Raw genomic sequence first — 15,518 nt, 5'->3', positions numbered from 1 at the left:
ATAATAATGTGGTTTAGAATTGAAGTCATATGTTAATAATCATAACTGGTGATGAATTATGAGAAATGCATATAAAAAATTAATTATAAATCAGAGAAGAAATAATAAACTTATAAAGAAAGTGAACTCAAATAAAATTGAGGATAAAAGTGAAAAGTGCCCATATTGCGAATGTAATGAATTTATTAAATTTGGAAGTTATAAAGGGATTCAAAGATATAAATGCAAGAATAGTAAATGTGAAAAAACTTTTACTAAGGAGAGTAATACTCCTTTTAGGTGCTCTAAAAAATTTAAGGAGAATTGGGGTAAATATTATGAGGTTTTTATTAAGGGACTAACATTAAGGGAATGTGCCAAAGAATTAAATATTACTTTAGTAACAGCATTTTTTTGGAGACATAGATTTTTACATGATTTAAGGGTGAAAAATCATATTGAAAGAATAGATTCTTATGTAGAGTTTACTAAGTTAGTAACAACTGAGAATTTTAAAGGGAGTAGAAATATAAATACTAAAGGGCGAGATAAAATTATAACCATTAATGGTGTAAATGATTCTGTTGATATAATTTCAGTTATAGCTGGTAGAAGGTGCTTTGGATTTAGAGAAATAAAGAAAAGATTAATAGAACGTATAGATGAGGATGCTTATATAGTTGGAATGATAGACGCAAGACTTGATTACTTTTGTAAATTATTCATAGAAGTAAATAGGAATGAGCTAAATCAGGAGATTGAAAAAAACATTCATAGAAAGTATTCTATTAAAGTTAAATCGTGGCTAAAAAAATTTAGAGGTATTGCGAGCAAATATTTAAGTGATTACTTAAGTTTGAGGGCTTTTGAATATAAAAATAATATCGAATATAAAAGTGATATATCAATTGAAGAAAGAATAGAATTAAATATTAATTTAAGCACAGAAATAAATACATATATTACATGGAGCTCAATAAAGTTAAAGGAATTAGAAGTGTAAAATTAAACTTAATTTTAAGAATAAAGTATTGGTATATAATTAAAAAATAATGAAGAGTTTTTATTGTATATTATACTGATTAATAGGCTGCTATTTTAATTATATGGTGGTTTAATTATGATGCTCTAAAGTTTGAAAGTTTATTATTTTATAGAATGTATAAGATGAAATTTATAGTGAGAGATAAGATAAGAGTGTAATAGTTAAATACTATACAGCTCTGTTATATCAAATTGTTGTTAACAACAATTTGATATAACAGATTCATATAGGGATAAAGGAATAGTAGGAATTATGGATTTATTAGCATAAGGAGATTTGTATTATATTAAATCTATGAAAATAAATTATATAAATAACTATTAAGTAAAAAAATAAATTTAGATTAGAAAGTAAATGGGGCTATATCCTAAAAAAAGGATATAGCCTATTTTTTTTATTCGTATTTACTTAATTTCTTAATAACATTATCATAAATATCATTAGCAACAGAAAAATCCATTGCCTTAATATAATAACTTTCTAATTCATCATGCAATATATGAGCATTATGAATTAAAGAAATACTCTTATTAACTAATTGATAGAATAGATCACTATTATATTTTATATCATCAATTTTTGAAGGTGATAAATTAGATTTAGTATAGTCGAATAAATTATATTCAATACCAGTGTAATTAGCTTGGTTAATTTCATTATTACTTATAATGCAGGTTGATACTTCAGGAATAAAAATGTGCTCAATTCTTTCGGGAACAAAAGGATCATGCATGTATTCAACAAAGAAGCCCTTTTTTTGCCCACTACTTCCTATAAATTTCAAAATATCAGTTTTACCAAAGCCTGGTCCGCCTGTTAATACATATTTTTTCTTAAATTCGCTACTAAGCTGATCAGCATAAGTGATTATTCCATCAGGGGTAATTGCAGTTGCGAAAAGATGACGTTCGCCACCATATCCAATTTTATCAGACTTAAAGATATTATTTTTTAGGTTTTCAATAATATTAGAAATTTTATTAGAATCTAAAGATTCGTAATTTAGGCTACTCCAATCATCATGAATACATTTAGCAGATCCTAAATATCTATAAGCTCTTTTAAAGTTCTTACCAATTTCCTTATTTAAAGAGATAATTTCCTTTTTATTTTTAGAAAGCACATCCATATCTAAGGCATCACCCATATTGAGTATTTCATCTACAGCTCCGGGATTTATTGGATCAACAATGTGAGGAGATGTACCATCTAATAAAGCTATGTTTAATTCTTTAATTAAAACTCCATCTAAAGAATTCGGATCTGAAGAACAATGATGGTATTCTATTGTATATCCTTTTTTGCTGAAATAAGCAGCAATTTTTTTCATAAGTTGAGATTTTCCAGTACCTGGGCCACCCTTTATACAAAGTATACGTTTTGCATCATCTTGAGAAAGTACATATCTATAAAATGAATAGAAGCCTTTAGAGGTGTTTCCACCAGGAAAGAGATGTCTCTCTTTTTGTATTGTCATTAATTTCACTCCTAATAAAATTAAGTTATTCATAATATTTTATTCATGATGGACATAAAAATAGACAAATTTAATAAAATAATTTAATTTAAATATTATTTATTGCTATTTTAAAATAAAAATATAAATATATATGCATAAAAGCTGCTTTAAAAATGTATGAAATAATTATAAAATTCAAAAAGATACGTAAATATTCATTAAAAGTATAATAATTATGCATAAATATAAAAATTCATAAAAAAATCAAAAATAGTATTGCATAAATATAATATTAAGATGTATAATTATACCGAGGACAAGAATAATATTAACAATGAATAAACCGAGGGGGATTTAGATATGAAAAAAGGATTAATGAAAAAGGTAATAGCTGCGGCAATGTTAGGTGTAATGACTATGGGCTTTGTTGGATGTGGGGCATCAAGCAGCAAAGCATCAGATGAGAATAGTACTGATTTATTAGAAACAATACAAGAAAAAGGTAAATTAGTTGTAGGAATGAGTGCTGATTATGCACCATATGAATTCCACTACATAGATGAAAATGGAAAAGATGTTGTTGGGGGATTTGATGTAGATATTGCTAATGAGATAGCTGAAGCAATAGGAGTTGAATTAGTAATTCAAGAGATGGACTTTGATGCATTAGTATCAGCATTACCAGCAGGGAAAATTGATGTTGTAATTTCAGGAATGAATCCAACTGAAGAAAGAGCTAAAGTTGTAGATTTTTCGGATATATATTATAACTCAAAACATGGAATATTAGTAAGAGCTGAAGATGCGGACAAGTATAAAACATTTGCTGATTTAGAAGGTGCAAAGGTTGGGGCTCAATTAGGATCAACTCAAGAGAAAATAGCAAAATCAGAAATTCCAAATGCTGATTTACAATTACTAGCTAATGTTAATAATTTAATTTTAGAATTAAAATCAGGAAAAGTTGATGCAATAATAATGGAAAAACCAGTTGCTGAAATGGCGGTTAACAGTAATCCAGATTTATCAGTAGGGGAACCTACTTATGAAGATAAATCTGGTGGTAATGCAGTAGGTGTGGCTAAAAACAATCCAGAATTATTAGCTAAAATAAATGAAGTTATAAATGAATTAAATGAATCAGGAAAAATGGACGAGTATATATTAAATGCAAATAAGTTAGCAGCAAGCGCTGGAGTTACTGAATAATAAGGATAGAATTTAGTTATAGCAGTTTGGAGTATATAACTATATTCTCTAGACTGCTAAATAGTAAATTTTATTTAGTATATTACTATGAAGATTTTATGGAGAGTTTATAGTAATACAGAAATTTTAAAAGGTAAAAATTTATTTGCAAAAGTAAGTATTAAATAATTAAGAGTTATATTTTTAGATATTTAATAAGTTTATTATATTAAAAAGATAAATATTTATGTAACTTAAGTGATTACATTTAAAATTGAGGAGGATAAGAAATGAATTTTGATTTTAGCTTCGTGCCGAATTATTTACCTTACTATTTTGAAGGTGTTAAATATACATTATTAATTTCATTAATTACAGTGTTCTTTGGAGCGCTATTTGGATCTTTATTATTCTTTATGAAGACATCAAATTTTCATATTTGGAAGATAAAGCCTTTAAAAATAATAGCGGTTGTTTATATTGAAATAATTAGAGGAACACCAATGCTATTACAAATCCTAATTATGTATGCAGGGTCTAAGATGTTTTTTGGAATAGATTTAAGTCCATTTGCATCAGCAATTATAGCAATTGCATTAAATTCAGCAGCATATGTATCAGAAATAGTAAGAGCTGGTATAGAAGCAGTGGACAAGGGGCAGATGGAAGCTGCAAGAAGTTTAGGAATGAAAAAGAGTACAGCAATGATGTTAATTGTAATACCACAGGCTGTTAAAAATATCTTACCTGCTATAGGTAATGAATTTGTTGCAATAATTAAGGAATCATCAATGGCTTCAATCATTGGTGTTAATGAATTAATGTTTGCAGGAAAGGTTGTTGTAGGTTCTACATATCTTGGATTAGAGCCATACATAGTAGCAGCAGGATTCTACTTCGTTATGACATTCACATTAGGTAGAGTTATATCTCTTATAGAAAGGAGAATGAAAAAAAGTGATTCACGTTAATAATCTTCATAAAAGTTTTGGAAAAAATGATGTTTTAAAGGGAATAGATGAGCATATAAAAAAAGGTGAGGTTGTAGTTGTAATAGGACCATCAGGATCAGGAAAAAGTACATTTTTAAGATGTTTAAACCTATTAGAAGAACCTACATCAGGAGAAATAGTATTTGAAGGAAAAAGTATAACTGATAAAAAGGTTGATATAAATAAGATTAGAGAAAAGATGGGAATGGTATTCCAACAATTTAATCTTTTCCCACATAAGACTGTGTTAGAGAATTTAACTATAGCACCTGTTAAAGTTAAAGGAATTAGTAAGTCAGAAGCAGAAAAGAAGGCATTTGAACTATTAGAAAGAGTTGGACTAACTGATAAGGCAAAAGCTTATCCATCATCACTTTCAGGTGGACAAAAACAAAGAATAGCAATAGCAAGGGCATTAGCTATGGAACCAGATGTTATGCTATTTGATGAACCAACATCTGCATTAGACCCAGAAATGGTTGGTGAGGTATTAAGTGTTATGAAAGATCTTGCAAAGGATGGAATGACAATGGTAGTTGTTACTCATGAAATGGGATTTGCAAGAGAAGTTGGAGATAGAATTTTATTTATGGATGCAGGAAATATAGTAGAACAAGGAACTCCCGAAGAGATTTTCTCACATCCAAAAAACTCAAGAACAATAGACTTTTTATCAAAAGTATTATAGTTTAATTAAACTAGCTATATCAAAGTAAGTTTTCAGTAATGAACTTTTCTTTGATATAGCTAGTATTTTTTTATTTATTAAAAAATACTACTAATAAACCTATTATCCATATAATAAACTATTAGTAGGAGTAATAACATTGGAGGATATATGGACAAAATCTTTAGTTATGATTTTCTAAAGTTGGAGTTTAGAGATATATATGAAGATTTAAATGAATTAAAAGGACAAACTAGTCCAGAGATGATAAATAAAGATGTGGATGCTGTAATTGATGATATTATTTATTATATATGTAAACAAAATAATATATTATATGATGAAAATATAGGGTGGCTAAAAAGGTTAGATATATTAAAAGAAATAGATGTTATTCCTGATGAAATATTAGAAAAAATAATATTGTGGAGTAAAAAGGTTAAAAGTAATAAGCACGATTATGAAAATGATCAAGAGATTCTTGAAATGAAACTGTTATATGAAGTGCTTGTCTGGTTTGTAATTAATTATGGTAACGAGAATTATTCTTTATTTATAAGTGATTTATTTGAATCAGAAAAAGAAATATTTAAGAAATATCTAGAAAAGGACAAGACTGCTTTAGAAAATAAGAAAAAAATAGGAAGTAATATTTTAGATAAAACAGAAGCAGAAGAAGCTTCTCAGGAGTTAGTTGAGGCTGGGGAAAAATACTACTTTGGAAGGGGAGTAAAGAGAGATTATAAAACTGCATATAAGTATTTTCTTGATGCAGCAAAAATGAATGATGAGTATGCTGAAAGTTATTTAGGATTATTTTATGATAGAGGAATTGGAATAGCTAGGAATTACGAAATGGCATATCAATGGTATTATAAAGCAGCTAGTAAGGGTAATGCCTTTGCACAATATTCTATAGGTGTATTATATTCTGAAGGTAATGGAGTACCAAAAGATTATTATAAGGCTTTTATTTGGTTCCAAAAAAGTGCTGAAAATGATTATGCCGCTGCATATTATCAGCTTGGAAGATGTTATTATAATGGACTTGGTGTAGATAAAGATGTAGATAGTGCATTTAAGTGGCATAAAAAAGCTGCTGAAAATAATTTCCCTGCATCACAATATGCATTATCTTTAATGTATAAGAATGGTGAGGGCTGTGAAGAAAATTTAGTAAGTGCTTATTATTGGGTAGAAAGAGCTGCTGAAAATGACTATGAAGATGCATATTATATTGTTGGAAGATCATATTTAGAGGGGATATACCTAGAGGCAGATTATAAGAAAGCATTTTATTATTTATCTAAAGGATATCTAGCGTTAGATACTAATTGTATAGAATCATTGGCAGAGATGTATTTAAAGGGATTATATGTTAAAAAAGATGTTTATACTGCTATAGAACTTTATAACAAAGCTATAGAATTTGGAGATAAAAGTATTTATTTTAAAATTGGTAAGTTATATGAAGAACAGGGATTAATTAATCAAGCTATTAGTGCATATGAAGAAGGTCATGAAGAGGGAAATTTAAAGTGTACTCAAAGGCTTGGAATAATGTATTACAATGGTGAAGGTGTTGAGAAGGATTTAGAAAGAGCAATAGAATATGTTAGTATTGCCGCTGCTAAAAAAGAGCCACATGCTATGTACGTACTTGCAGTTGCATACTTAAGATTAAATAAATTTGGAGATAAAACCACTGATATAGTTAAGAAGTTATTAAAGGAAGCATATGAATTAAATTCACCATATGCTGCAGATTATTTAGCGTCAATTATGATTAATGAGGTGAATGAAGGTAAAAAAGTAAATAAATCAGAAATAGTTAAATATATTAATTTTGGAGTAGAAAATGATCTTAAGGAATCAATCTTTAAGTTAGGTTATATATATGAAAAAGGGATAGGGGTACCACAGGATTATGAGAAAGCCTATAGTTATTATAATATTGCAGCAGAGAGAAGTTGTATTAAGGCAATGATTAAGCTTGGAGATTGGTATAAGAGAGGAATATTTTTATCAAGAAATATAGATTTAGCTATTAAATGGTATGAAAAGGCTGCTAATAAAAATGGAATTGAAGGAATTGAAAATCTTATACAAATATATGAAAAAGGAATAGGTGGTAGAAGAAGTGATATTAAAGCAATTTACTATGTATTTAAATTAATTGATTTAGATGCTTTAAAGGGTAAAGAAAGACTTGCATATTACTGCTTTAAAGGAATAGGCGTTGAAGAAAACAAGGAAAAAGGGTATGAATTAATAAATGAAATCGAAGAAATAGATAAAGGTGTTGCAAACTTTATTAGAGGTTATTTAGCAGAGAATAATTTAATTGAAATGAGTAGTGATGAAATAATAAATTTATATCAGGAGGGAATAGAGCTTGGAAATCTAGAATGCTATGGACAGCTAGCATTTTATTTATATAAAAATGATTTATATAAGAATCCGAAGTATGAAGAATCTTTCAATATTGCAATGCAGGGGGAAGCTTTAGGAGTTAGTAAGTGTGAGTATGTATTTTTAAAGGAAAAGCTTAAGGAATATGAAGAGAGTAAGATAGTAACAATAGAAGAATTAATGGTTCTTAAAAAGTTAAGTAAACTAATTAATAGTGGAATATATGATGTTATCAATGACTTAATTAAATGGTATTCAGAAAGAAAACCAGAAGATGAGATGTTATATCATCAATTAGTTGAAGATAAATTATATTATAATTTGAAAAGTTAAGAGTATAACTATAAATTGATTATTAGCTAAGAATAATAAATGGAGAAGGACAGCTTTAGACTTCTCCATTTATATATCTATAGCTCAGAGAAATAAGAGCCAAAAAATTAAATGCTTTACATATTGATTATATCAATATTTAGTCAATTAATAAATTGGATAAAAATACAAAAAATAATATATAAATAGATAAAATGCAATATTAGAGATAAAAAATTATAATAGGGATAAAAATTAGAATGGCGATAAAAATTAGAATAGAGATGAAAATTGCGATAAATAACGTAAAAATTAATCCTACTTTTTATGTTTTAAAGTAGGATTCAACTTCTTAATAAAATTTACTTGATCTTATAAATTTAATATAATTGGAATATGAGTTTTATTATATATGATTTTGTATTAAATTCGTAATATAATTTTAAAGTATTATCATTTAAAAATAAAAAATAAACGGAGAAATCTAATAATAGATTTCTCCGTCTATTTTTGAGGAATTTATAATTTAATCAATATGAGTAAATTATAATAATTTATGCTTATATGAAGTATATGTAACGAAATCGTATTTTAGTACATTCTTATTATAAGCAAAAATGGGACTGTCGTAATTAAATAACTACAAACAGTATATGAATAAAAATTTTAACTAACATCAAAAGATAATTAAATTATAACATGCGATAACAGGATTTTATATTGTGATAAAATACAAAAAATACAAATTATATATCAAGTTATCATGTTATAGGGCTAAATCAATAGTAATAACGCAACGATATTCAGGAGATTCAGCTTTAACATCAGCTTCTATTTTAGATAATAATTTAGTATGATCTTCTGAATGAGTAAGTTTTGTTGGACATACTTCTATATCAAATACAAGATTCTTTTTATCATGATCACCTACAACCCTAAAATCATGAAAAGACTTTACTTCATCATACTTGTGAAGTATTTTTTCAATCATTTCTCTAGCTTCAATTATTTCTTCAGTATCAACACAAATAGGATCCATATGCATTACTAAATAAATATTAAGCTTTTTAGAAATTTCTCTTTCAGCAGTATCAATAATATGATGAATTTCCATAATATCAATATTACTAGGAATTTCAGCATGAATTGAAGCCATAATTCTTCCAGGACCATAATTATGAACAATTAAATCATGGATTCCAGTAATATTATCATAAGACATAACCATATCTGTAATATTACTTACTAAAGCAGGATCTGGTGGTTCACCTAAAAGTGGACTAAGTGTTTCTTTAATAAGCGAAAATCCTGAATAAACTATAGCTAAAGCAACAATTATACCTATATATCCATCAATAGGAAGTGTTGTAAACTTTGATATTAAAAAAGAAATAACAACAGTACTTGAAGTAAAAACATCACCCATAGCATCAGTTGCAGTTGCTTTTAAAGTTGATGAATTTATTTTGTTACCTATAGATTTATTAAATTTAGATAGCCAGAACTTAAAGCCAATTGAAATAAGTAATAATAAAAATGGTATCATTTCAAAGGTTACTGGAGTAGGGTTAATTATCTTTTGAAATGAGCTCTTTACAAATTGTAATCCTACAAGCATAACCATAAATGAAACTATCATTGCAGTTATATATTCGATACGACCATGGCCAAATGGATGCTCAGCATCTGCAGGTTTATTTGCCATTTTAAAGCCTACAATAGTTATTATTGAAGAAGCTGCATCTGATAAGTTATTAAATGCATCAGCTAAAATTGAAACTGAGTTAGAAAGTAAACCAACAGATAACTTAATTAAAAAAAGAAGTGAGTTGGTTAGTATTCCAATAATACCAGCAAGATTAGCGTAAGATTCTCTAACTTTAACATCTGATACATTTTCAGAATTTTTAACAAATCTTTTTACTAAAAAATTTGATAACATAAGAATCCTCCCATAGTTATTTTTATAAATTTATATAATAAAATATTTATTTTTATAAAACATATTATTTCCATTTATACGCCTTATTATATTATGCTAATTTAATATAATATAAAAGTCAACTATGGATAATTACAAGTTTAGAGGGGAATAAATTACATGTTGGAAGGATGACAATCAGTGGTAGTTATGAATTAAGATTACCTTATTAAAGTATTAAATAGTACTATAGAGGACTGTTATATCAAAATGTTGTTGGTAAAGGCATGAAGATTTGTTATACCAAAATATTGTTGTAAAAAGTATGTAAATTGGTTATAGAAAAATAATAATATTATTATAAATTAGCATATTTAAAATTTATTATAGGATCTTAGATTACTAAAAATATTAATATATACTTCTGTTATATCAAAATGTTGTTAACAACATTTTGGTATAACAGAAGCAGAGTAATATTAAATGAACATACAAATATCAATTTAATCAATAAAATTACTATAATTAACGTGAGTAAATAGTGGTTTACTTTTAAGTAAATTTTAAAATTTTAATCTAGTTAAATGGATTTATATATGAAAGTGAGTTATTAATTTTCTTTAAATAAAGGATTCATATTAAGTTAAATGAGTTGAGAAAAAATAGCAAATGAAGTATAGTAAAACATATACAACAAGTAAAGGAGCAAATGACTATGGAAAAGAATCTAGCATTAGAATTAATAGACTTCTTATATGATAGCCCAAGTGCTTGTCATGGAGTTAAGGCTACTCAAAAAATATTAGATACAAATGGATTTGTAGAAATAAAAGAAGAAGATAAATGGAACTTACAACCAAAAGGTAAATATTATGTTGTAAAAAATGATTCAGCATTAATTGCTTTTGAAGTAGGTACTGGAGATATAGAAGAAACTGGATTAAGACTTATTGGAGCACATACAGATGTACCAGGATTTAGAATAAAACCAAATCCACAAATGATTAGTGAAGGTAAATATGTTAAGTTAAATACTGAAGTTTATGGAGGACCAATACTTCATACTTGGTATGATAGACCTTTAGGAATAGCTGGTAAGGTGGCATTAAAGGGAGCTTCTCCATTAAAGCCAGAAATAAGACTAGTTAACATTAATAAGCCATTATTAATAATTCCAAGCTTAGCAATTCACATGAATAGAGAGGTTAATGAAGGATATAAAATCAATAAGCAAGTTGATACTTTACCTTTATTAGGACTTATAAATGATAAATTAGAAAAAGAAGATTACTTAATGAATATTCTTGCTAATGAACTACAAGTTAATAAAGAGGATATACTAAACTTTGAACTTGGATTATATGAATATGAAAAAGGATCATTAATAGGAATGAATGAAGAACTTATCTCTTCAGGAAGATTTGATGATTTATGGATGGTATTTGCTGGAGTTAAGGCATTAATTAATAGCAGAGAAAATGCTGCAACTAAGGTTATGATTTGCATAGATAATGAAGAAATAGGAAGTTTAACAGCTGAAGGTGCTGATTCTACATTATTAAATAATATATTAGAAAGAATTACACTTGGATTAGGAAAAGACAGAGAAGGATACTATAGAACTTTAGCTAAATCTATAATGATATCTGCAGATTTAGCACATGCTGTTCATCCTAACTTAGGGGATAAACATGATCCTACAAATAGACCAGTTCTTGAGGGTGGACCAGTATTAAAAATAGCTGCATCAGGAAGCTATAGTACTGATAGTTTTAATGGAGCTGTATTTGCGAGTGTTTGTGAAGCTGCAGGAGTTCCATTCCAAAAGTTTGTTAATAGATCAGATGTTAGAGGTGGAACTACAATAGGGCCTGTAACAGCTGCAAACTTAACTATTCCTGTAATTGATATGGGAGCACCGGTACTTGGAATGCACTCAATAAGAGAGTTAGCAAGTGTTAAGGATAACTATTATACTGTTAAGGCATTTACAGAATTCTTTAGTTTATAATTTATGATATAAATACATTTTAAGTTAGCTGTGTCAAAGCTACAATGCATATTAAAAAAATTAATGTTGCAGTAGATTAGACACAGCTTTTGTATTCTTTAGAAAATACAATTTTCTAAAAAGTTATTGATCACTTTAGGAAATATTAATAATTTTTGAAAATAGCAGAAATATATATTCTGCAAAAAAAATTTTTATAAAAATTAGTCTATAAATTAATATATGTATTAGTCCATTTAAAATTATAATATTACATTAATGATTATTACATAAATTGCTGTTTAGATTTTATAATATATGTTGAACAAGTTATTATTGTTTTTAAATAATTGTTTATTAAATTAATTTGTTATTTTACACAATTATTGAGGAGTTGTGAAATATTACAAAAATTAAATCTAATAATAAAAATCTAATTAAGAAAGTAGTTGTATTATAAATAAATGATATTTCTTCTATTATGAATAATTTAAGCGTCTGCATAAGCTTAAATTTGTATAAGCTTAAATTAGAATAATATTATCTTAGGTTAAAGCATTTCAAAAGTTATAAATATGATTTTGATATAAATACAATATTAATCATTAGAATCATTACTAGATGATCCAATGGATATAGGCTTACCTATTACTGCCCCATCTTTATAAATAGATAAAGTATTATCATTATTTATAGTAAATTCATAAGTTTCAGTATCTATAATTTGATTACATTGTTCTACAGTAGCAGTGCTTAATTTTGTTAAAGTACCGGTTTCTAATGGTAAATTGGTACCTTCAAATGATGAACCAATAGAAGATTCGTCAAACTTACCTTTGTGTTTAACAGATTCGTAAGCAGTAACGATGGATTTAGCTTCATTTAAAATACCAACCTTTTTAGCTTCAGTAAGGTAATTTCCGAACTTTGGAATAAATGCAGCAGCAAGAATTGCAATAATAGCCATAACAGCAACAAGTTCAACTAAAGTAAACCCATCTTTTTTATCATTTCTTTTAAGTTTAAATAACTTTTTTAGCTTTTCTAAATTAAAATTATATTTTAACATTTAGTAACTCCTATAAAATAAAATTCTTAACTCTAGGCCTAGCTAAGTCTTTACGAAGTCTTACCTAGAAGAGAAAAGATATACAACCATAAACAAAACTTTTAACTTTTTGTGAAAAATTCTAAAAAAATATGAATAAATTAAGTTTAAAAAGGATAAAACAATAATAAGAGGTAACAAAGAATAAAATTTATTAATATTTAATAAGCGTGATGCTAAGGGCTTATTAAATATTGAAATGGAAGTTGATCATAATATGTTTGTTATGCCTCACTACTGTTTTTAAAATTTTATATAGTGTTATCTCTTTGAAGGATTTTGAGCTATTAGTTCAAGGATAGGTATAGCGTATCTTTATTTTATAATATTGAGAAAATATCGATTCTTTGGATGTAAAAATGTATTGTGAAGAAAAGCTTTATGAATGAACATGATGGTTCAAGGTGTATTTTAATATTACTGAAAATAATATTAAGCATAATTTCGGATATTTTCATTTAAACATACTGCAATTAAAATGATAAAGAAATTTATCAGGAGATAACAAAATTATGTATGATGCACTTGAAAAACAAGTCATAGGGGATAAAGGACTATCTTTTAATACGATAATAATAGCTTCAAAGTCCTTTTTAATATGCAAACAAGTATAAAAAATAAGCAGTAATAAAACTACATGAAAGACTTATCACTACTTATTTATATAAATATATGCAAACGCTAAGTTAAAGTTTAAAGGAAATACCTTTAAATTTGTTTAAGAACACCTAAATAGTCTTTTATTAATTTATATCTGTGTTCTTAAGAGCAAATGTCTTTTATAAGAATAATGGTTTAGCAATTAAACCAGATTCATAAGCATAAATGATTGCTTGAGTTCTATCTTTAACATTAATCTTAATAAATATATTACTTATATGCTTCTTAACAGTATTTTCACTAATAGTAAGATTTTTAGCTATCTCAAAATTACTTAATCCGTTTGATAGTTGAGAAAGTATTTCCAATTCTCTTCTTGTAAGAGGAGAACCTAAATTATTCCTGCTAGTAATTGTTGCAGCAGGCTCATCTTCAACAAGTCTATATAATAATTCACGATCGTAAAATTTAGTTCCAGTTGAAATCTTATGTAAAGCATAATTGATGTCTTCCTGAGCAAATGTCCCCAACATATACCCTTCAACATTTAACTTTGATACTTTAAAGAACATGTCCTTACTTTCGGTAAAATCTATAATTAATAGTTTTAGTTTGGAGTAATTATCCTTAATAGCTAAAATGTTATCTATTATTTTTAAATCTTCCTTAAATAATGTAACTATTAAGATTGTATCTTCGGTATTAATTAAGCTTTGATTTTCTGTAGAATCTAATGTTTTTAAGCAATCTTCTATAGAAGTAAAGCTTGTGATGTCTTCATATTTAGTTTTTAATATCGATTTAATACCTTCATGGATCACTGGATATCTACATAAAATAGAAATCTTCATTTTATCACCCTTTTCATATATAAAGTAATTACTACTAAAATTATATTCTAAAGAAATGTAAAAGTCTATTAATAATTACATTAAATGTTAAAAATCATTCTAAGAATTATTGATATCGATTTCGACTAGTAATACTAAATAGTAATTAAATGATATAAATTTTATGGTAAAAAAGTATAAGATTTAAATAAGCGCTAACTAACATAAACAAATTTTTATTAAAAATATATTAGGTATATTATTTATTTTAAATGTGAATGCCTTATTTAAATAATCCAATATTACTTTATGGTCATTAATAAATAAGCTTATCATTATGAAAACACCTTTCTTATAAATTAACAAAGCGAACAATCTCCCTAATAAACAATCTCCCTAATATAATAATATAAAAACACCTTAATGACGGTTACATAAGTAAATATAAATAGTTTTTCTTTATCAGTATTTCAAAATTAATAAAAAGTAGTACTACTAATTGATTAATTGTAAATAATTGTAAATAGATATATAATTATTTAGCAATTATAGATAAGGAGGAAAAATGAATAATATAAAAAGGCTAATAAATAAAGAAACAATTTTATATGTAATATTCGGAATACTAACAACAATAGTTAATTTAATAGCATATTATTTATTTTCAAATATTATAAATATAAATTATCTTATAAGCAACGCAATTGCTTGGATAATATCTGTTGTATTTGCATATATAACTAATAAATTTTTTGTATTCAATAGTTCTGATATAAATAAGGATGTAATAATAGAAGAATTCATAAGATTTATGAACTGCAGATTAGCTTCAGGTTTAGCAGAAATATTATTACTATTTTTATTTGTAGATTTACTTTTAATGAATGATATTGTAGGCAAACTGATTATAGGAATTTTAGTAGCAGTAATTAATTTTATCTTTAGTAAAGTATTTATATTTAAAGGTATAGATGAACTAAGGTCTGAAGTAAATAAAGCAATAAGCAAGTAAAAG

The 15,518-nt window shown here is 26.4% G+C and carries 11 protein-coding genes; 7 read left to right on the top strand and 4 right to left on the bottom strand.

The genetic code is table 11. The annotated features are described in order from the left end of the window. Positions 1 to 58 precede the first annotated feature (58 nt). A complete protein-coding gene (locus I4V63_RS08425; protein ID WP_196000855.1) occupies positions 59 to 982 on the top strand; it encodes an IS1 family transposase in 924 nt (307 codons plus the stop codon). A gap of 436 nt (positions 983 to 1,418) precedes the next feature. Here I4V63_RS08425 and I4V63_RS08420 read toward each other — a convergent pair whose 3' ends face one another. After that, the gene (locus I4V63_RS08420) at positions 1,419 to 2,501 is read right to left on the bottom strand and encodes a PRK06851 family protein (protein WP_196000854.1); all 1,083 of its coding nucleotides are present in this window, start codon (positions 2,499 to 2,501) and stop codon (positions 1,419 to 1,421) included. 342 nt (positions 2,502 to 2,843) lie between these two features. On the opposite strand from I4V63_RS08420, the gene I4V63_RS08415 reads away from it, so the two are divergent. The 4 genes from I4V63_RS08415 (at position 2,844) to I4V63_RS08400 (ending at position 8,075) form a co-directional block, all read left to right on the top strand. Further along, complete coding sequence (locus I4V63_RS08415) at positions 2,844 to 3,692, top strand: transporter substrate-binding domain-containing protein (protein WP_196000853.1); 849 nt, start codon at positions 2,844 to 2,846, stop codon at positions 3,690 to 3,692. 269 nt (positions 3,693 to 3,961) lie between these two features. Beyond that, on the top strand, positions 3,962 to 4,642 hold the full coding sequence (locus I4V63_RS08410) for an amino acid ABC transporter permease (RefSeq protein WP_196000852.1): 681 nt from the start codon (positions 3,962 to 3,964) through the stop codon (positions 4,640 to 4,642). After that, complete coding sequence (locus I4V63_RS08405) at positions 4,629 to 5,351, top strand: amino acid ABC transporter ATP-binding protein (protein ID WP_196000851.1); 723 nt, start codon at positions 4,629 to 4,631, stop codon at positions 5,349 to 5,351. The genes I4V63_RS08410 and I4V63_RS08405 overlap by 14 nt, the downstream gene beginning before the upstream one ends. A 150-nt stretch (positions 5,352 to 5,501) precedes the next feature. Continuing rightward, positions 5,502 to 8,075, top strand: a complete 2,574-nt coding sequence (locus I4V63_RS08400; protein WP_196000850.1) for an SEL1-like repeat protein — start codon at positions 5,502 to 5,504, stop codon at positions 8,073 to 8,075. A 745-nt stretch (positions 8,076 to 8,820) separates the two neighbouring features. On the opposite strand, the gene I4V63_RS08395 is transcribed toward I4V63_RS08400, so the two are convergent. After that, positions 8,821 to 9,996 carry a cation diffusion facilitator family transporter gene (locus I4V63_RS08395; RefSeq protein ID WP_196000849.1) on the bottom strand — a complete coding sequence of 392 codons (1,176 nt, stop codon included), beginning with the start codon at positions 9,994 to 9,996 and terminating at the stop codon, positions 8,821 to 8,823. 694 nt (positions 9,997 to 10,690) lie between these two features. Between I4V63_RS08395 and I4V63_RS08390 the strand changes: the two genes are divergently transcribed. Then, positions 10,691 to 11,986 (top strand): M18 family aminopeptidase, encoded by a 1,296-nt coding sequence (locus I4V63_RS08390; protein WP_196000848.1) that lies wholly within the window; start codon positions 10,691 to 10,693, stop codon positions 11,984 to 11,986. 577 nt (positions 11,987 to 12,563) lie between these two features. Here I4V63_RS08390 and I4V63_RS08385 read toward each other — a convergent pair. Both I4V63_RS08385 and I4V63_RS08380 read right to left on the bottom strand, forming a co-directional pair. Further along, positions 12,564 to 13,034: a prepilin-type N-terminal cleavage/methylation domain-containing protein gene (locus I4V63_RS08385; RefSeq protein ID WP_196000847.1), complete on the bottom strand. Its 471-nt coding sequence runs from the start codon at positions 13,032 to 13,034 to the stop codon at positions 12,564 to 12,566. An 818-nt stretch (positions 13,035 to 13,852) separates the two neighbouring features. Beyond that, positions 13,853 to 14,524: a response regulator transcription factor gene (locus I4V63_RS08380; protein ID WP_196000846.1), complete on the bottom strand. Its 672-nt coding sequence runs from the start codon at positions 14,522 to 14,524 to the stop codon at positions 13,853 to 13,855. A gap of 544 nt (positions 14,525 to 15,068) precedes the next feature. Between I4V63_RS08380 and I4V63_RS08375 the strand changes: the two genes are divergently transcribed. Further along, a complete protein-coding gene (locus I4V63_RS08375) occupies positions 15,069 to 15,515 on the top strand; it encodes a GtrA family protein (protein ID WP_196000845.1) in 447 nt (148 codons plus the stop codon). Positions 15,516 to 15,518: the final 3 nt, after the last annotated feature.

It is taken from the genome of Clostridium sp. 1001271B_151109_B4 (assembly GCF_015670405.1).
Classification (GTDB): Bacteria; Bacillota; Clostridia; order Clostridiales; family Clostridiaceae; genus Clostridium.
This window is presented reverse-complemented; position numbering and strand designations above follow the sequence as displayed.

Coding starts and splice junctions, on each gene's coding strand:
- I4V63_RS08425 (WP_196000855.1), top strand. CDS start 59: ATGAGAAATGCATATAAAAAATTAATTATAAATCAGAGAAGAAATAAT.
- I4V63_RS08420 (WP_196000854.1), bottom strand. CDS start 2,501: ATGACAATACAAAAAGAGAGACATCTCTTTCCTGGTGGAAACACCTCT.
- I4V63_RS08415 (WP_196000853.1), top strand. CDS start 2,844: ATGAAAAAAGGATTAATGAAAAAGGTAATAGCTGCGGCAATGTTAGGT.
- I4V63_RS08410 (WP_196000852.1), top strand. CDS start 3,962: ATGAATTTTGATTTTAGCTTCGTGCCGAATTATTTACCTTACTATTTT.
- I4V63_RS08400 (WP_196000850.1), top strand. CDS start 5,502: ATGGACAAAATCTTTAGTTATGATTTTCTAAAGTTGGAGTTTAGAGAT.
- I4V63_RS08395 (WP_196000849.1), bottom strand. CDS start 9,996: ATGTTATCAAATTTTTTAGTAAAAAGATTTGTTAAAAATTCTGAAAAT.
- I4V63_RS08390 (WP_196000848.1), top strand. CDS start 10,691: ATGGAAAAGAATCTAGCATTAGAATTAATAGACTTCTTATATGATAGC.
- I4V63_RS08385 (WP_196000847.1), bottom strand. CDS start 13,034: ATGTTAAAATATAATTTTAATTTAGAAAAGCTAAAAAAGTTATTTAAA.
- I4V63_RS08380 (WP_196000846.1), bottom strand. CDS start 14,524: ATGAAGATTTCTATTTTATGTAGATATCCAGTGATCCATGAAGGTATT.
- I4V63_RS08375 (WP_196000845.1), top strand. CDS start 15,069: ATGAATAATATAAAAAGGCTAATAAATAAAGAAACAATTTTATATGTA.